Origin of the sequence: Occultella kanbiaonis (assembly GCF_009708215.1) — a bacterium.
Lineage (GTDB): Bacteria > Actinomycetota > Actinomycetes > Actinomycetales > Beutenbergiaceae > Occultella > Occultella kanbiaonis.
In genome coordinates this window covers 2,214,300-2,231,816 of the sequence record NZ_CP046175.1, presented here as the reverse complement: position 1 = coordinate 2,231,816, position 17,517 = coordinate 2,214,300, and the positions used below count along the sequence as shown (strand labels likewise).

Here is a 17,517-nt window from a genome sequence, read left to right as displayed (position 1 = left end):
GGGTGGGGTGACACACGCGTAGCTCTCGGGTCCGCGTGGGGTGTGGCGGGTTGCCCGCCAGGTGCGAGCCTAACGGCGACCGGCGGACCGGTAGGCGGACACGTGCGGGTCACCGTCGACCCAGTACCGCCAGCCGAACCGCTCGGCGTCTCCCCCGGCGCCGCTCACGCCGACCCGGCCGCCGCTGGCCACCGCCGCCGGCGGCTCGCCGCGGTCCAGGCTCAGGAGCCCGACGGCGTCGCCGCCCTGGGTGACGGCGGCTCCGTTGTGCTCGCGGGTGAGTCCGAGCACGACGGCCAGGCGCGCCGGTCCCCTCGCGAGGTCTCGATCGGTGCGGCACACGCCCGAGGCGAGCCGACGCCGTCGGGCCTCGCCGGTCCCGGCCACCACCTCGCCGGCGCGCAGCAGGACCGCTGAGGCGACGCCGTCGGGCCCGCAGACGAGATTGGCGCAGTGGTGCAGCCCGAGGTGTCGGTACACATAGAGATGCCCGGCCGGCCCGAACATCACCTCGTTGCGCGGGGTCGGGCCGCGGTAGGCATGCGAGCCCGGATCATCGGTGCCCTCGTAGGCCTCGACCTCCACGAGCCGGACGGTGACCTCGTGCCCGCCGACCCGGGACGTGAGCGTGGCCCCCAGCAGCTCCGTCGCGAACTCGGTGCTGCGCCGGGACAGGTCGAGGGCGGTGCTCATGGTCGTAGCCGGCCCCAGGCGTCCACCTGCACGTCGGCGAGGTCGCGGGTCCCGACGCGGGCGAACAGGTCACGCTCGGCGCTCATCCAGCTCCGCCAGTGCGGTTCGGCGGCGACGCCGTCGCGGGCGAGGCCGCGGGCCAGCCGGACGTCGTCGTCGGCCTCCACCCACACGATCACGGACAGGAACCGGCGCGAGGACGCCCGCACGCACCCGACACCCTCGACCACGAGGTGGTCGGCGATCGGGACCTCGTGGGACTCGGCGAACTCCTCGGAGTGCCAGTCGTAGCGCCGGTATCGGCCCGGTCGGCCGAGCCAGATCGGCGCCAGGATCTCCTCGGTGAGGCGGTCCCCGGCCGCCGCGAGTCCGGACCACCCCTCGTAGAGGTCGTCCATGTGGATGGTCCGGGCGGCCAGCACGGGCGCGAGGGCGGCGGCGAGGCTCGTCTTGCCGGAGCCGGCCGGCCCGTCGATGGCGATCACCGTGGTCCGCCCACACTGCGGCCCCACCGCGGCCGCCGCCGCGACGATCGCGGCGACGGTCCCGGCAGCGGCGGCCGCGCCGTCCGTGGTCGTCCGGGTCACCGCATCGCGGCGATGCCGGCGCGCCACGTCGCGGACGTGCCGCGCGCCGCCTCGAGCTGCTCGGCGACGCGTTCCGGGGCGGTGCCACCGACGCCGTCGCGGGAGCCGATGGAGCCGGCCACGCTGAGCACGTCCCGTACCCCGGGGGTGAGGTGCTCGCTGATCGCGGCGAGGTCGTCGTCGCTGAGGTCCCAGAGCTCGATGCCGCGCCCCTCGCAGGCCTGCACGCAGGCCCCGGCGATCTCGTGGGCGTCGCGGAACGGGACGCCCTGACGCACCAGCCACTCGGCGATGTCGGTGGCGAGGGCGAATCCCTGCGGGGCGAGCTCGGCGAGCCGGTCGACGTGGAAGGTCAGGGTCGCGACCATGCCGGAGACGGCGGGCAGCAGCAGAGCGAGTGTGTCGACGGCGTCGAACACGGGCTCCTTGTCCTCCTGCAGGTCCCGGTTGTAGGCCAGCGGAAGGCCCTTCAGGGTGGCCAGCAGCCCGGCAAGGTCGCCGATGAGGCGGCCGGCCTTGCCGCGGGCGAGCTCGGCCACGTCCGGGTTCTTCTTCTGCGGCATGATCGAGGAGCCGGTGGAGAACGCGTCGTCGAGGGTGACGAAGCCGAACTCCTTCGTGGCCCAGAGGATGACCTCCTCGGAGATCCGGGACAGGTCCACCCCGATCATCGCGGTCACGAACGAGAACTCGGCCACCACGTCCCGGGCGGCCGTGCCGTCGATGGAGTTCGCCACCGGGGCGTCGAAGCCCAGGTCCGCGGCCACGGCGGCCGGGTCGAGGCCGAGCGAGGAACCGGCGAGCGCACCGGACCCGTAAGGCGAGATCGCCGCTCGGGCGTCCCAGTCGCGGAGCCGGTCCACGTCGCGCAGCAGCGGCCAGGCGTGCGCGAGCAGGTGATGGGCGAGGAGCACGGGCTGGGCGTGCTGCAGGTGGGTGCGCCCGGGCATGGGGGCGTTCGGGTGCGCCTGCGCCTGCGCGATCAGGGCGTCCACCACATCGAGCACCCCGCCGGCGATGAGGAGGGCCTGCTCACGCAGGTACATCCGGACCAGGGTGGCGATCTGGTCGTTGCGGGACCGCCCCGCGCGCAGCTTGCCGCCGAGGTGCGGCCCGGCCCGCTCGATCAGACCCCGCTCGAGGGCGCTGTGCACGTCCTCGTCGCCGTCGGCGGCCACGAACGCGCCGGAGGTGACGTCCGCGTCGAGTGCGTCCAGGGCGGCGAGCATGCCGGCCAGCTCCTCCGCGGTGAGCAGGCCGGCGCCGTGCAGCACCCGGGCGTGGGCGCGGGAACCGGCGATGTCGTGCCGTGCGAGGCGCCAGTCGAAATGGGTCGACTTGCTGAGGGCTGCGAGCGCGTCGGCGGGTCCACCGCTGAAGCGCCCACCCCAGAGCGCGCCGGACGTGGTGTGCTCGGCCATCAGTCGGATCCCACCTCCATGGCGGCGCTCTCCAGAGCGGTCTCGTCGTCCGCGACCGTCGGGTTGGCCGTGATGACGGCCGCGCCGCCGGTGGGCAGCTCACCGAACAGCGTGCCGTTCTCGACCAGCACCTGACCCTGGTTCACCGGCTGCCGGGCGTACATCTCCAACTTGTCGCGCGAGTCGGCGATGTCGAGGTTGCGCATGGTGAGCTGACCGATCCGGTCGGTCGGGCCGAAGGCCGCGGACTCGGTGCGCTCCATCGACAGCTTCTCCGGGCGGTAGGAGAAGGCGGGTCCGTCGGTGCGCAGCAGCGTGTAGTCCTCGCCGCGCCGCAGCCGGAGGGTGACCTCGCCGGTGACGACGGAGGCGATCCACCGCTGGATCGACTCGCGGATCATGAGCGCCTGCGGGTCAAGCCAGCGGCCCTCGTAGAGCAGCCGCCCCAGCCGCCGGCCGTCGGCGTGGTAGCTGGCAATGGTGTCCTCGTTGTGGATGGCGGCCACCAGCCGCTCGTAGGCGATGTGCAGCAACGCCATCCCTGGGGCCTCGTAGATGCCGCGGGACTTCGCCTCGATGATGCGGTTCTCGATCTGGTCGGACATGCCGAGCCCGTGCCGGCCACCGATGGTGTTCGCCTCGTGCACGAGCGCCACCGGGTCGGCGTAGGGGCGCCCGTTGATCGCGACCGGGCGGCCCTGGGAGAAGGCGATGGTGACGTCCTCGGACTCGATCGCCACCTCCGGGTCCCAGAACTTCACGCCCATGATCGGGTCGACCGTCTCCAGGGAGACGTCCAGGTGCTCGAGGGTCTTCGCCTCGTGCGTGGCGCCCCAGATGTTGGCGTCGGTGGAGTAGGCCTTCGCTGCACTGTCCCGATAGGGCAGGTTGTGGTCGGTGAGCCACTCGCTCATCTCCGCGCGGCCACCCAGTTCGGACACGAACGCCGGGTCCAGCCACGGCTTGTAGATCCGCAGGGACGGGTTCGCGAGCAGCCCGTAGCGGTAGAACCGCTCGATGTCGTTGCCCTTGAACGTGGACCCGTCGCCCCAGATCTCGACACCGTCCGCCTGCATGGCCCGCACCAGCAGCGTGCCGGTGACGGCCCGGCCGAGCGGGGTGGTGTTGAAGTAGGCGCGGCCGCCGCTACGGATGTGGAACGCGCCGCAGGCGAGCGCCGCCAGCCCCTCCTCGACGAGCGCACTCTTGCAGTCGACGGCGCGGGACAGCTCGGCGCCGTACTCGATGGCGCGGCTGGGCACCTTCTCGATCTCGGGCTCGTCGTACTGGCCGAGGTCGGCGGTGTAGGTGCACGGGATCGCCCCGTGGTGCCGCATCCACGCCACCGCGACCGAGGTGTCCAGACCGCCGGAGAACGCAATGCCTACTCGTTCGCCGACCGGCAGTTCCGTCAGTACCTTGCTCACCGGTTCTCCTCAGGGGTCGTCGTGTCTCTATCGGGATCGCGGCCACCGGCCAGATCCAGGAACAGCTGGGCGACCACGGGTCCACCCTCTGCTTCGGCCGCGATCACCAGCACGGTGTCGTCCCCGGCGATCGTGCCTATCACCGGGGGCAGGACGGAGTGGTCGATCGCCGATGCCAAGAATTGTGCCGCGCCGGGAGGGGTGCGCAGCACCACCAGGTTCCCGGAGACGTCGGCGGAGACGAGCAGCTCGGTGCACAGCCGGGCCAGGCGCGTGGCGAGCTGCTCGGTGTCGCCGCCGGCGTAGCCGAGACCGCTCTCGGGCGGTAGCGCGTAGTGCTGGCTGCCGTCGGCGCCACGGACCTTGTAGGCGCGCAGCTCGTCCAGGTCCCGGGACAGGGTTGCCTGGGTAGCACTGACGCCCCGGTCGGCGAGCAGGGCCTGCAGGTCACCCTGGGAGCGCACCGCACCCGCCTCGATCACCTGCCGGATCAGCGCGTGCCGGGCCGTCTTCGTCGCCGGGATGGTCATCACTGCTGCACCAGGCGCTCGAGCAGCCACGCCAGGATCGCCTTCTGCGCGTGCAGCCGGTTCTCGGCCTCGTCCCAGACGACCGAACGCGGTCCCTCGATCACCTCGTCGGTGATCTCCTTGCCGCGGTAGGCGGGCAGGCAGTGCATCGCGATCGCCGACGGCGCAGCCTGGCCGAGCAGGTCGTCGTTCAGCTGGTAGGCCCGGAAGGGCGCTTCGCGCGCCTCGGACTCGGACTCCTGTCCCATCGACACCCAGGTGTCGGTGGCGACGGCGTCCGCGCCGCGGACGGCCTCGACCGGGTCGGTGGTGACGGTGACCGACCCGCCGCTCTCGCGCGCGATCGCGGTGGCCCTGGCCACGATGTCCGCGCGCGGGTGGTAGTCGGCGGGCGCGCCGATCCGCACGTCCAGACCGGCCACCGCGCCGCCGAGCAGGTAGGAGTTGGCCATGTTGTTGGCGCCGTCGCCGACGTACGCGAACGAGCGACCGGCGAGCGCCGGACCGGAGGCGGACAGGCCGCCGGTGTGCTCGGCGATCGTGAGCAGGTCGGCGAGGATCTGGCACGGGTGGTAGTCGTCGGTGAGCGCGTTCACGACCGGCACCCCGGCGTGGGCCGCCATCTCCTCGATCCGGTCCTGCCCGAATGTGCGCCAGACGATCGCCGACGTCATCCGGCCGAGCACCCGCGCGACGTCCGGAACGGACTCCCGGACGCCGACCTGGGCGAGCTTGCCGTCCACGAGCATCGGGTAGCCGCCGAGCTCGGCGACGCCCGCGGTGAACGACGCCTGGGTGCGCAGGGTGGGCTTGTCGAAGATGATCGCGACGGCCTGCGGGCCGGCCAGCGGCCGGAACGCGTGCCGGGCCGCCTTGGTGGCGAGCGCGAGCAGCAGGACCTCGCGCTGCTCGGCGCTGGTCAGGTCGTCATCGGCGAGGAAGTGGCGAAGGCTCATGCGGCACTCGCTTCCGTGAGGATCGTCGGCAGGTCCGCCACGAGGGCGTCGGCCTGCGCGGTGGTCAGGATCAGCGGTGGGGCGAGCCGGATCGCGTCCGGTGCCACCGCGTTGACGATATAGCCGCGGCGCAACGCCGCGGCGGCGACCGCCGGAGCCACGGGCTCGGCGAGCTCGATCGCGATCAGCAGGCCCTCGCCGCGGCATCCGGTCACGAGCGGGTGGTCGAGCGCTGCGACCTCGGTGCGCAGGTGCTGCCCCACCGTCGTCGCGTTGGCGAGCAGCCCGTCGCGCTCGATGACGTGGATAGTGGCGAGGGCGGCCGCACTGGCCACCGGGTTGCCGCCGAACGTGGTCCCGTGCTGGCCGGGGGTCAGGAGCGTGGCCGCCTCCTCGGTGACCGCGACGAGCGCGCCCATCGGGAAGCCGCCGCCGAGACCCTTGGCGAGCGCGATCGCGTCGGGCACGACTCCCCCGCCGACGTGCGGCAGGTGGTGGCCCATCCAGGTGCCGGTGCGGCCCATCCCGGACTGCACCTCGTCGAGGATCAGCAGGGCTCCGTGCGCGGATGTGATCTCGCGCGCCGCGGCCAGGTACCCCGGCGGCAGCGCGCGCACGCCGGCCTCCCCCTGGACCGGCTCGACGATCAGTGCCGCGACCCGCCCACCGCCGTCGGCGAACGCGGCCTCCAGGGCCGTGAGGTCACCGAACGGCAGGTGCTCCACCCCGCCCGGCAGCGGCTCGAACGGTTCCCGGTACGCGGCCTTGGCGGTGAGGGCGAGCGCCCCCATCGACCGGCCGTGGAACGCGCCCTGCAGGGCCAGGATGCGGTCCCGGTCCGGGCCGCCGTGGCGGCGGGCCAGCTTGAACGCGGCCTCCATCGCCTCGGTGCCGGAGTTCGTGAAGAACACCCGCCCGCCCGCCGGTGCGCCGCCGTCGACCACGAGGGCGAGCAGCCGCTCGGCGAGCGTGATCTGGGTGGGCGAGGCGAAGAAGTTGGAGATGTGCCCCAGCGTGCCGAGCTGGGCGCTGATCGCCCCGGTGAGCGTGGGGTGGGCGTGGCCGAGCGCGTTGACCGCAATGCCGGCGAGCAGGTCGAGGTAGCGGTTGCCGTCGGCGTCCCACACGTAGCAGCCCTCGCCACGCACGAGCACCCGCTGCGGCGGCCCGAACGTGTTCATCAGCGCGCCGGAGTACCGGCGCTGCCAGTCGTCCTGGGTCAGCGAGCCGGTGGCTGCCTCGATCACTTCGCTCACGCGTCGTCCTCCTCGTTCTCACTGGGCTCGGTACCCTCGGCGGCGCCGTCGGCGACCGGCAGCACCATGGTGCCGACGCCCTCGTTCGTGAAGATCTCCAGCAGCAGCGAGTGCGGCTGGCGGCCGTCGATGACATGTGCCTGGCGCACACCGCCGCGGACCGCGCGCAGGCACGCCTCCATCTTCGGCACCATCCCGGACTCGAGCCCGGGCAACATCTCCTCGAGGGCGTCCGCGTCGATGGAGCGGATCAGGGAGGTCCGGTCCGGCCAGGCCGCGTAGAGGCCCTCCACGTCGGTGAGCACCACCAGCTTCTGTGCGCCGAGCGCGGTGGCCAGCGCGGCGGCGGCGGTGTCCGCGTTCACGTTGAGCACGTCACCGGGGCTCTCGCCATCGGGCGCGATCGTGGAGACCACCGGGATCCGGCCGGCGTCGAGCAGGTCCTGCACGGCCTTCGGCCGCACCTCGACGACGTCGCCGACCAGGCCGACGTCGACGGGCTGGCCGTCGATCATGGCGGGCCGCTTCACCGCGCGGAACAGGCCGCCGTCCTCCCCGGACAGCCCGACCGCGAGCGGCTCGCGTTCGTTGAGGCGGCTGACCAGGTCGCGCTGGACCTGCCCGGTGAGCACCATCCGGACCACGTCCATGGTCTCGGGGGTGGTCACCCGCAGGCCGCCGCGGAACTCGGAGGTGATCCCGAGCCGGGCCAGCATGGCCGAGATCTGCGGGCCGCCGCCGTGCACCACGACGGGCCGAAGACCGGCGTACCGGAAGAACCGGATGTCGTCGGCGAAGGCACGCTCAAGGGTGGCGTCGACCATCGCGTTGCCGCCGAACTTGATGACGACGATCGCCCCGGCGAACTCCTCCAGCCACGGCAGGGCCTGGACGAGCACCTCGGCCTTCTGGTGCGGGAACAGGTCCGTCTCGGTGTTGAAGACGAACGAGGGGTCGACGGCGGCGGTCGCGTCCGGGCCGACGGCGGCGGTCGGGCCCGGGTGCTGGGTGGGTCCGTCGGTGAGCTGGTTGTCGGTGGGCTCGCTCATGTGGAGTACGCGCTGTTCTCGTGGACGTAGTCGTGGGTGAGGTCGTTGGTCCAGATCGTGGCCGTGGCGTCGCCGGCGTGCAGGTCGATGACCACGTGCACCTCCCGGGAGGCGGCCAGGTCGAGCTGCGCCGGGTCCTCGTGGGCGCCCCCGGCCCGGCAGATCAGCAGCCCGTTGATGCGCACGTCCAGTTCGGCAGGGTCGAACGGCGCGACCTCCTCCGGGACCGTGCCCACCTGGGCGATGATCCGGCCCCAGTTCGGGTCGTTGCCGAACATGGCGGCCTTGAACAGGTTCGAGCGGGTGACCGCGCGTCCCACGGCCACCGCCGCGGCCTCGTCGCTGGCCCCGACCACCTGCACGGCGATGTCGTGGCTGGCGCCCTCGGCGTCGGCGATCAGGGCCCGGGCGAGCTGGGCACAGGCGGACTGGACGGCTTCGGCGAACTCGGCCGGCTCCGGGGTGTGGCCGCTGGCGCCGGAGCTCATCAGCACCACGGTGTCCGAGGTGGACATGCAGCCGTCGGAGTCGATCCGGTCGAACGTGGTGGCGGTGGCCGCCCGCAGCGCGGCATCGGCGGTGGCGGCGTCGACCACGGCGTCGGTGGTGAGCACCACGAGCATGGTCGCCAGCGACGGGGCCAGCATGCCGGCGCCCTTGGCCATGCCCCCCAGGGACCAGCCCCCCGCTTCGACCAGCACCTCCTTGGGCACCGTATCGGTGGTCATGATCGCCGTCGCTGCGGCCGGACCGCCGGCCACGGACAGGCCGTCGACGGCCCGGTCGAGCCCGGCGAGCAGTTTGTCGGCGGCCAAGGGCACCCCGATCAGCCCGGTGGAGCAGACCACCACGTCGGCCGCGGACGCGCCGAGCAGGGCGGCCGCCTTCTCGGCGGTGGCGTGGGCGTGGGCGAAGCCGTCCGGGCCGGTGGCCACGTTCGCGCCGCCGGAGTTCAGGACCACGGCGTGCACGACGTTGTCGGTCACCGCCTGGCGCGACCAGATCACCGGGGCGCCGACCACCCGGTTGCTCGTGAACACCGCGGCGCCGACCTGGTCCGGCCCGTCGTTGACGACCAGGGCGAGGTCGGGCTTTCCGGAGGACTTGAGGCCGGCGGTGACGCCGGCGGCGCGGAACCCTGCGGGTGCGGTGATGCTCACGGGGCGACTCCGTTCGTGGGCAGGCCCATGGTCTCGGGCAGGCCGAGGGCCAGGTTCATGGACTGGATGGCACCGCCGGCGGTGCCCTTGACGAGGTTGTCGATCGCGCAGACGGTGACGACCCGGCCGGCCCGGGCGTCCACGGCCACCTGGACCAGGGCGGTGTTCGCGCCGACGGTGGCGGCCGTGGTGGGCCACTGGCCCTCGGGGAGCAGGTGCACGAACGGCTCGTCGGCGTAGTAGGTCTGCCAGGCGGCCCGGACCGTGGCCGGGTCGATGCCCTCGGTCAGGCGCGCCGTCGTGGTCGCGAGGATGCCTCGGGCCATCGGGACCAGCGTCGGGGTGAACGACAGCCGCACCCGCTCGGCGCCCGCCGCGCGCAGGTTCTGTTCGATCTCGGGGATGTGCCGGTGCGTGCCGCCGACGGCGTAGGGCACCGCGGAGCCGAGCGCCTCCGAGGCGATCAGGTGGGTCTTGGCCGCCTTGCCGGCACCGGAGTACCCGTTCGCGAGGACCGCGACCAGGTCGGTCGCTTCCACCACCCCGGTCGCGATACCTGGCTGGATGCCCAGGGTGACGGCGGTGACGTTGCAGCCGGGCACGGCGATCCGCCGGGCCGAGCGCAGTACCTCACGCTGGCGGGTGCCTGCGTCGGCGAGCACGAGCTCGGGCAGCCCGTAGGGCCAGGTGCCGGCGTGGGGCGAGCCGTAGAACGCCTCCCAGTCCCCCGCGTCCACGAGCCGGTGGTCGGCGCCGCAGTCCAGCACCAGCGCCTCGGACCCGGCCGCCTCGAGGGCGGCCGCGATCGCGCCGGAGGCACCGTGCGGCAGGGCGAGCACCACGACGTCGTGGTCGAGCAGGTTCTCGGCCGTGGTCTCGACGAACCGGCGCTCGGCGAGGTCGCGCAGGTGCGGGTGGTGCACCCCGACCGGGTCACCGGCGTTCTTGTGGGCGGTGAGCGCACCGATGGTGACCTCTGGGTGACCGAGCAGCAGGCGCAGGACCTCACCGCCGGCGTAGCCACTGGCACCGGCGATCGCGACAGATACAGGCATGTGCATAACTATACAGTCGGATGGATGCCTGTCCAGCCGCGGTCACCGGTGGGCCCGGTCCGACCTCTCGCCACCGACGATGGGCGCGAAGTGGTCCGGGACCGATTCCAGGACGCCCTGCCCGTTCGCGGCGCCGTGCAGACCTGCCCGGACCGCGCCGACCGCGGCGGCTCGCACCGTTCCCGTCACCACCGCCAATCGGCCGTGGCCGTCGGTGGCGTCCGGCGTTGCGCCGTGCCGGGAGAGCAGGGTGAGGACCGCGGCGAGGGTGCCGATCGGTGCCTCGACGGTGAACCGGTCGACCGGCTCGCAGACGGTGGTGCCCGCACGGTCGAGCGCTTCTCGCACCACGACCTCCGTGGTGTGCCGCACGTCGGACGCGCGCGGTCCGGCCGGAGGGTAGTCGCTCTCGACCACCGTGACCCTGAGGTCCGTGACCGGCCAGCCGTGCGGTCCAGATCCGAGGGGCTCCGCCAAGTAGCCCAGCATCGCCGACCGGAAGCCGTCGAGGGTGGTGTAGACGTGCAACGGAAGCCCGGCACGCGGCGCCTCGACCACCAGGTCGACGCCGCTGCCCGGCGCGGCCGGCACGATGCGCACCCCGAGGGAGTAGCCGTACAGGTGGTCCGGGTCACCCATCCGGCGCACGGCCGTCCCTGTGCTCGACGGTCGTTCGACGCACACCACCGTGGTCCCACTGAAGGCGGCATCGATGCCGAAGTCGGCAGCCAGCGTCTGGGCCAGGACCTGTTGCTGCACCTCCCCGTACGTGCTGATCCGCACGGCGCCCCGATCGGGCCGCACGGAGATCAGCGGGTCGATGTCGGCCAGCTCCGTCAGTGCCTTGCGCAGGTCGTACTGCCTGCGAGGATCACGCGCGGCCACACGCGTCTCGAACCCCGGCCTGGGCAGCACCGACCGAGCGGCGGGCGCGGGTCCGGAGCCGATCCAGTCACCGATCTGCGCGGAGTCCAAGCCTCGGACCCGGGCGATCTGCCCCGCCGCGACCCGATCACGCCGCACCGGCCCGCCCGGCTCGAAGACCTCGAGATCCGTCACGGTCGCCGACCGGCCACCACCGAGCGGCACCCGGTCCCGAAGGCGCATGACGCCGGCGCGCATCCGCAGCGTGGCCTGCCGTCCCCCGGACGCGGGATGCTCGACCTTGAAGATCTGCGCCGACACGGGGGCTGCGTCATCGCCGGCCGGCGGCGTGAGCAACCGGGTCACCGTGTCGATCAGCTCGGCGATTCCGGCACCGGTTCGGGCCGAGCCGAACACGACCGGTTGGACGGCTCCGGAACGTGTCAGCCGCTCCAGACTCATGCGCAGCCGCGCCACGCCGACCGGTCGCGGGACGGCGACCCACTCGGCGAGCAGTTCGTCGTCATGGTCGGCCAACCGAGCCGTCAGGTCCTCCACCACCACCGGTTCGTCCCAGGCGAGCGACTGGCTCTGCGCCGCGGGTGCGCCAGCGCCGAGCACGCGGGTCAACGGCACCACCGACGAGCCCAACCGGAACCGGATCTCGTCGAGGACCCGCTCGGGCGCCGCTCCGGATCGGTCGATCTTGTTGACGAACAGCACCGTCGGAACGCCCATGCGCCGCAGCGCCCGGTGCAGCACCACGGTCTGGGCCTGCACGCCCTCGACTGCGGAGAGCACCAGGACCGCACCGTCCAGAACTGCCAGCGACCGCTCGACCTCGGCGATGAAGTCAGGGTGGCCCGGTGTGTCCACCAGGTTGACGGTGAGCTCGCCGACGCTGAACGACGCGACGGCGGAGCGGATGGTGATACCGCGCTGCCGCTCCAGGGCAAGGGTGTCCGTCTGGGTCGTGCCGGCATCCACCCGGCCGATCTGGTCGATCGCTCCCCCGGCGTGCAGTAGCGCTTCGGTCAGAGAGGTCTTGCCGGCGTCGACATGGGCCAGTACGCCGAGGTTGAGCCGGCGCGAGCCCGAACGGGGCGGCGCGCCTGCCGCGGGCGGATCCGAGGCTGCGCCCCGGTCGGCGTCAGGTGATGCGGATCTCTGCGAGTTCGAACGGTCCATGGCTCCTCGTGTGCAGGTCGGCAGTGGCTGGGCACACGAACTCGCGCATGGTGGCTCCGTTCTTCCGGTCGGGGAATCTGTCGGCTGTTCGGACAGGACCCGACGATCCTGCGGCCGTGCCCGGCGCACTGTCAACGCGATTTACATCGAGCCTCGACGCGATACCACCGCGCCGCTGCGCACCTTCTCGCATCGCATCGGGCAGGATTGTGGTCGTTCCACCAGACCCGGAGGTCCGGTTATGAGTGAGCAGGGTTGGCGTCACTTCCTCGAGGCCACCGGCGTCGAGGACTGGGTCGTGCTGCACGGCGGCGCGACGGCGGTGTTCCGGACCGGCTCCCTGGCCGACTCCGTGCGGCTCGCGGCTGCGATCGCCGAGATCGCCGGCTTCGAGGGGTCCGGCCGGCTCCTGACCGTCGCGGACGACCGGCTCACGGTGCGACTCACCCGGGACCTGTGGGCACTCGAGCCGGAGCACGTCGACCTGGCCAGGGCAGTCTCGGCCACGGCCGCGCGGCACGGCGCACCGGCTGATCGCGCGGCGGTGCAGGAGGTCCAGCTCGCGATCGCGGCGCAGCCCGGGGCGATCGACGTCGGCTTCTGGCGGGCCGTCCTCGGCTACGACCCGGTGGCCGACGACAACGGCGTCGACCCGCTCGGCCACGGCTCCACGGTCTGGATGCAGGACCTGGACGAGACCAAGCCGCTCAGGCACGCGATGCACGTCGATGTCTCCGTCGCACGCGAGCATTCCCAGGCTCGGTTCGATGCGGCCGTGGCGGCCGGTGGGATCGTGGTGCACGACGCCGCACCGGGGCACTGGATCCTCGCCGACCGGGCCGGTAACAAGGTGTGCGTCTGCGCGTGGCCCGACGGAGCCGAGTTCTCTGCGGACGACGAGGCGGACGTCGCTGCCGGGGAGCCCGCGACCGGGACCGGGAGGACCGAGACCGGCTGAGGCCCCGCTCGTACGGTGCGTGCGGGCCTCTGCTCGTGCGGTGCGTGGAGACTGCGCGCGGCGCGCCCGGAGGTGCCGGTACGATCCGCGGGAAAGCGAGCGGCCCCGCACCCGTGACCTACGAGCGACGAGGGCCCTGCACAGGGGTGAGGAGTGGCCGTGGGGCATGACGCACAGCAGCCTGGACACCAGCAGGATCCGCACCCGGGACAGCCGCCGGCGCAGCAGTCGTGGTCGCCGCCCGGCCAGCCACAGCCGCAGGACGGTAGCCGTCCGTGGCCACTGAGCAGCGGTGGACAGCCGTGGCAGCAGGGCGGCGCTCCCGCACCCCAACAGCCGTGGCAACAGGGCGGCGCACCGGCACCCCAGCAGCCGTGGCAACAGGGCACCGCACCCGAACCCCAACAGCCATGGCAACAGGGCCTCCCCCAGGCGCCGCAGCAGCAAAGGTGGACGCCCGCTCCCGCCCCGCCGCCCAGGCCGAAGCGCAAGCCGATGCGCAAGGGCGTGCTCTTCGGCATCATCGGCGCCGTCGTCCTCGTCATCGCGCTCGTCGTCGTGCTCTCGGTCACCAACGCCCGGCGCGCGGAGCAGCGCGCGGCGGAGGAGGCCGCGGCATCCGAGGCGGCCGCCGAGGCCGCCGCGCAGGCGCGAGCGGACGCGGCCATCGCTCCCGTCCAGGGGTACCTGCGGGCCCTGGCCGATGCGGACGCCACAGCGGCACTCTCATTCCTCTCGATCGACTCCTCGCCGTCTGAACTCATGACGGACGAGGTGCTCGCGGCATCGAACGCGATCGCGCCGATCTCCGCGATCGAGGTGAGTCCGGTCGACCCGGGAACGGCGCTCGGAGTCGTCGACGTACCGGTGTCGTACCGCCTCGGTGACGAGCAGATCGACATCACCTTCAGCGTCTCGGGGCCAGTCACAGAGAACGACGACGCCCCATGGGAGATCTCCGGCGGCTACGGCACCGTCTTCGTCAGCGACCCGTTCGTCGCTGCGGGTGGACTGGTCAACGGCGTCCCAGTCACGTCCACGATCGTCGACGTGTTCCTCGGCGCCTACCAGTTGAGCCTGTCCGACACCAGGTTCGGGCTTGAGGGCACGACGGCGGCGACCATCTCCGTGGACTCCCTCGAGGCTGACTTCGATGCCGAGGTCGTCCTGACCGAGGAGGGACTCGTGGCGTTCCGCACCCTCGTCAGCGCAGCGGTCAGCGCGTGCGTCGCCTCGACGACCCTTGTCGCCGGTTGCGGTATCGACCTGCCTGACACGATCCAGGGCACCACGGTTCACGATGGCACGGTCGCCCGGTCCCTGACCGCCGAGGCCCAGGTGACCCTCGACTCGCTCGAGGCGACCGTCGCCTCCGACGAGCCGAGAGTCGTGACCGGCGAATCCATCGGCGCCGTCGACGTCGAGTTCGACTGCACGGAGAACGGCCAGTCGGGCCGCTGCGAACTGCTCTTCGGCAGCGCTGGCATCCTCGGCGCACCCGTGGTCGACTTCGGCGCCGACGCACCCGTGGTCCGCTGGGACTGAGATCCGAGGCGCGGGCGATCCTTGCGTCCGCGCACCGCCCGTGGTCGGCTTTGCCCATGAGCGACGACCAGCGCATCGTGACCGCGTCCAGGGTGGTGGCGGCTCCCGCGGCCGACATCTTCGAACTGATCGCCGATCCGGCCCGGCAGCCGGAGTGGGACGGCAACGACAACCTCGGGCACGCACCGCCCGGCCAGCGGGTGCGCTCGGTCGGCGACGTGTTCACGATGGAGCTCACGAAGGGCGCCGTCCGCGAGAACCACGTCGTCGAGTTCGAGGAGGGGCGCCGCATCGCGTGGACTCCCGCGCCGCGGGGCGAGGCGCCTCCCGGTCATCTGTGGCGCTGGGAACTCGAACCGTCCGACGACAGCACCACCCTCGTCAGGCACACCTACGACTGGACCAACCTCACCGACCAGCGCAGGTTCGAACGGGCCCGAAGCACGACGGCGGCGAATCTGCAGGCGTCCGTCGATCGCCTCGCTGCCCTCGCCGAGGCCACCGAGTAGCCGCTGACCGAGGCCGACGCTGCTGAGTCGCCGCCGAGGGGTGGTGGTTGTCGCGGCTTCGCACGGGCACTGCCACGGTTGCGGAACAATGGTGGCCATGAGCACCACCTACCTCCTGGGCGTCCCCGTCGAGAACTACCCCGAGGTCCCACCCGAGGCCGCCCGAGGCCGGGCGCTGCGGATCACCGAGGTCGGCGAGGACGTCCTGCATCACCCGTGCCGGGACGTCGAGAACTTCGGTTCGCCAGAACTGGCTGGCCTGATCGATGACATGTTCGCCACCATGCTCGTGGCCGAGGGCGTCGGTCTGGCCGCGAACCAGGTGGGCGAGGACCTCCGCGTGTTCGTCTACGACCTCACCGACTCCGACGAGGTGCGGCACGTCGGGCACGTCGCGAACCCGGTCCTGACGGTGCTGGACGGGGACACCGAGGAGGGCGAGGAGGGGTGCCTGAGCGTGCCCGGGCCCGGCGCGGACCTGTTCCGGCCCGTGCACGTACGGGTCCGAGGCGTCGACCAGCACGGTGAGCCGGTCGAGCTCGAGGGCTGGGACTACCTCGCCCGGTGCTTCCAGCACGAGGTCGGGCACCTGCACGGCCAGCTCTATATCGATCTGCTCAGCAAGCGGGTCCGCAAGCGGGTGCTGCGAGACATGGAGGACATGCGTGACGAGGTCCTCGAGCGCCGCGAACGCATCTCGCGGGCGTTCGCGAAGGAGCCGGCGGCCTACCCCGCATCCTGACGTCCCACGCGCGCGAGACGGACGGGTCCGTCGCCGGCGCGGTGCCCTACAGTGCTGCGCATGTCCGCCGATGGTCACCTCCCGCGCGTTGCGCTCGTTCTGCATCCTCAGGCCGGGGAACTGGCCGACGGCGGCGCCTCCGGGTTCGTGCTGGTGCTGCCGGGCGGTGGCTACGGCAGGCGGGCGGAGCACGAGGGTCCGGTGATCACGGCGTTCCTCGCCGACCACGGCATCCCTTCGGGGTACCTGGAGTACCCCGTCGCGCCCGCGATCTATCCGGAGGCGCTGGACCAGGTGCTGCTGGCCCTGGCAGACCTGCGGGCCGGGGTGCACGGCGCCTTCCCCGGCCCGGTCGCGGTGATCGGGTTCTCCGCTGGTGGTCACCTGGCCGGCTCGGCCGCGACCGCGACCGGGTCCGAGCGCGCCGACCTGGCCGGCCGCGAGGGTACGGACCCGGCGTCGCTGGCCCGACCGGACCTGGCCACCCTGTGCTACCCGGTCATCTCACTCGTCAACCGTGCCCACATCGGCTCCCGCCGGAACCTGCTCGGCGACACCGACACCGAGGCCCTCGCCACGTCCCTCAGCGTGGAGCGCCGGGTCGATGCGGACACTCCCCCGGCGTTCCTGTGGCACACGGCCGACGACCCGTCCGTCCCGATGGAGAACTCACTCCTGATGGCCGCGGCGCTGCGGGACGCTGCCGTTCCGTTCGAGCTGCACGTCTACCCCACCGGCCGGCACGGTCTCGGCCTGGCCGACGAGGTCGGCGCACCGGTCACCGACTGGCGGGACGCCTGGCTCAACTGGCTGGCGCGCGGTGGCGTGGTCCCGGCCAGACCCTGACTTCCGGCAGTCAGGCGCATTCGGTGACCTCGTCAGCTCCGACGCGATCGGCGGGGCGGGACCGGCGGCGGACCAGGTGCACGGTGACCGCCACCACGATCACGGCGACGACGATGCCCCCGAACACCAGCCAGCTCGCGGTGCCGAGCGCCGCCGCGGCCTGCGGAAGGGCCGTCCGGGCGGCGGCGCCGACGCCCACCCAGAGCCCGGACCACAGGATCGCACCGATGACCGACCCGGCCAGGAACTTGCCATAACCGAGCCGGCTCGCGCCGGCGGCCGGCGGCACCAGGGTGCGCACCGCCGGGAGCAACCGGGACACGATGATCGCCAGCACGCCGTACCGGCGCAGCATCGACGTACCGCGGTCCCAGTGTCGGGCGCCGACCCGGCGTACCACCCGCGACTCCCGCAGGGCCGGGCCGGCCCGCTGCCCGATCAGGTAGCCGAGGTGATCGCCGGCCGTGGCGCCGAGCGCGACGACCCCGATCGCGACCGCGACCTGGTCACCGGTGGTGGTGGCCGCGCCGATGCCGAGGACCACGGTCTCCCCGGGGAACACGAATCCCAGCCCCAGTGCCGACTCCGCGAACGCGAAGAGCGCGCCGAGTGCGAGGAGCAGCGGACCGTAGTGGTCGGCGAGTCCGGCGAGGAGGGATTCCATGCGTCCCAGCCAACCGTCCGGGGCGGTGCCGCGGCCATGGGGTAAGCCCCCCATTCGCCCCCGGGAT

General features: G+C 72.6%; 17 protein-coding genes. 5 read left to right on the top strand and 12 right to left on the bottom strand.

The window, feature by feature from the left end:
• Positions 1-69: 69 nt before the first annotated feature.
• Genes GKS42_RS10320 through GKS42_RS10270 form a run of 11 tightly spaced genes read right to left on the bottom strand, consistent with a single transcriptional unit; the run spans position 70 to position 12,186 of the window.
• Complete coding sequence (locus GKS42_RS10320) at positions 70-693, bottom strand: DNA-3-methyladenine glycosylase (RefSeq protein WP_154793744.1); 624 nt, start codon at positions 691-693, stop codon at positions 70-72.
• Positions 690-1,280, bottom strand: a complete 591-nt coding sequence (locus GKS42_RS10315; RefSeq protein WP_154793743.1) for a nucleoside/nucleotide kinase family protein — start codon at positions 1,278-1,280, stop codon at positions 690-692. The genes GKS42_RS10320 and GKS42_RS10315 overlap by 4 nt, the downstream gene beginning before the upstream one ends.
• Entirely contained in the window at positions 1,277-2,701 is a 1,425-nt protein-coding gene (argH, locus tag GKS42_RS10310) for an argininosuccinate lyase (protein WP_154793742.1), read from the bottom strand. Before argH ends, GKS42_RS10315 begins: the two co-directional genes overlap by 4 nt.
• The gene (argG, locus tag GKS42_RS10305; protein ID WP_154793741.1) at positions 2,701-4,128 is read right to left on the bottom strand and encodes an argininosuccinate synthase; all 1,428 of its coding nucleotides are present in this window, start codon (positions 4,126-4,128) and stop codon (positions 2,701-2,703) included. The genes argH and argG overlap by 1 nt, the downstream gene beginning before the upstream one ends.
• Positions 4,125-4,658: an arginine repressor gene (locus tag GKS42_RS10300; RefSeq protein ID WP_154793740.1), complete on the bottom strand. Its 534-nt coding sequence runs from the start codon at positions 4,656-4,658 to the stop codon at positions 4,125-4,127. Before GKS42_RS10300 ends, argG begins: the two co-directional genes overlap by 4 nt.
• Positions 4,658-5,614: an ornithine carbamoyltransferase gene (gene argF, locus GKS42_RS10295; protein ID WP_154793739.1), complete on the bottom strand. Its 957-nt coding sequence runs from the start codon at positions 5,612-5,614 to the stop codon at positions 4,658-4,660. The genes GKS42_RS10300 and argF overlap by 1 nt, the downstream gene beginning before the upstream one ends.
• Positions 5,611-6,870, bottom strand: a complete 1,260-nt coding sequence (locus GKS42_RS10290) for an acetylornithine transaminase (protein ID WP_154793738.1) — start codon at positions 6,868-6,870, stop codon at positions 5,611-5,613. The genes argF and GKS42_RS10290 overlap by 4 nt, the downstream gene beginning before the upstream one ends.
• A complete protein-coding gene (gene argB / locus GKS42_RS10285; RefSeq protein ID WP_154793737.1) occupies positions 6,867-7,919 on the bottom strand; it encodes an acetylglutamate kinase in 1,053 nt (350 codons plus the stop codon). The genes GKS42_RS10290 and argB overlap by 4 nt, the downstream gene beginning before the upstream one ends.
• Positions 7,916-9,079: a bifunctional glutamate N-acetyltransferase/amino-acid acetyltransferase ArgJ gene (gene argJ / locus GKS42_RS10280; RefSeq protein ID WP_154793736.1), complete on the bottom strand. Its 1,164-nt coding sequence runs from the start codon at positions 9,077-9,079 to the stop codon at positions 7,916-7,918. Before argJ ends, argB begins: the two co-directional genes overlap by 4 nt.
• Positions 9,076-10,134: an N-acetyl-gamma-glutamyl-phosphate reductase gene (argC, locus tag GKS42_RS10275; RefSeq protein ID WP_210769353.1), complete on the bottom strand. Its 1,059-nt coding sequence runs from the start codon at positions 10,132-10,134 to the stop codon at positions 9,076-9,078. The genes argJ and argC overlap by 4 nt, the downstream gene beginning before the upstream one ends.
• Before the next feature lie 42 nt (positions 10,135-10,176).
• Complete coding sequence (locus GKS42_RS10270) at positions 10,177-12,186, bottom strand: elongation factor G (RefSeq protein WP_154793734.1); 2,010 nt, start codon at positions 12,184-12,186, stop codon at positions 10,177-10,179.
• Positions 12,187-12,427: 241 nt separating this feature from the next.
• Here GKS42_RS10270 and GKS42_RS10265 point away from each other — a divergent pair, with 241 nt between their 5' ends.
• From GKS42_RS10265 to GKS42_RS10245, 5 genes are all read left to right on the top strand, one after another.
• A complete protein-coding gene (locus GKS42_RS10265; protein ID WP_168217801.1) occupies positions 12,428-13,144 on the top strand; it encodes a VOC family protein in 717 nt (238 codons plus the stop codon).
• 495 nt (positions 13,145-13,639) lie between these two features.
• On the top strand, positions 13,640-14,689 hold the full coding sequence (locus GKS42_RS10260) for a hypothetical protein (RefSeq protein ID WP_154793733.1): 1,050 nt from the start codon (positions 13,640-13,642) through the stop codon (positions 14,687-14,689).
• A 56-nt stretch (positions 14,690-14,745) separates the two neighbouring features.
• Complete coding sequence (locus GKS42_RS10255) at positions 14,746-15,198, top strand: SRPBCC family protein (protein WP_154793732.1); 453 nt, start codon at positions 14,746-14,748, stop codon at positions 15,196-15,198.
• A 97-nt stretch (positions 15,199-15,295) separates the two neighbouring features.
• Complete coding sequence (gene def / locus GKS42_RS10250; RefSeq protein ID WP_154793731.1) at positions 15,296-15,940, top strand: peptide deformylase; 645 nt, start codon at positions 15,296-15,298, stop codon at positions 15,938-15,940.
• 60 nt (positions 15,941-16,000) lie between these two features.
• Positions 16,001-16,786 (top strand): alpha/beta hydrolase, encoded by a 786-nt coding sequence (locus tag GKS42_RS10245; RefSeq protein WP_154793730.1) that lies wholly within the window; start codon positions 16,001-16,003, stop codon positions 16,784-16,786.
• Positions 16,787-16,796: 10 nt separating this feature from the next.
• Here the strand turns inward: GKS42_RS10245 and GKS42_RS10240 are convergent, their stop codons facing one another.
• Entirely contained in the window at positions 16,797-17,450 is a 654-nt protein-coding gene (locus tag GKS42_RS10240; protein WP_154793729.1) for a DedA family protein, read from the bottom strand.
• Positions 17,451-17,517: the final 67 nt, after the last annotated feature.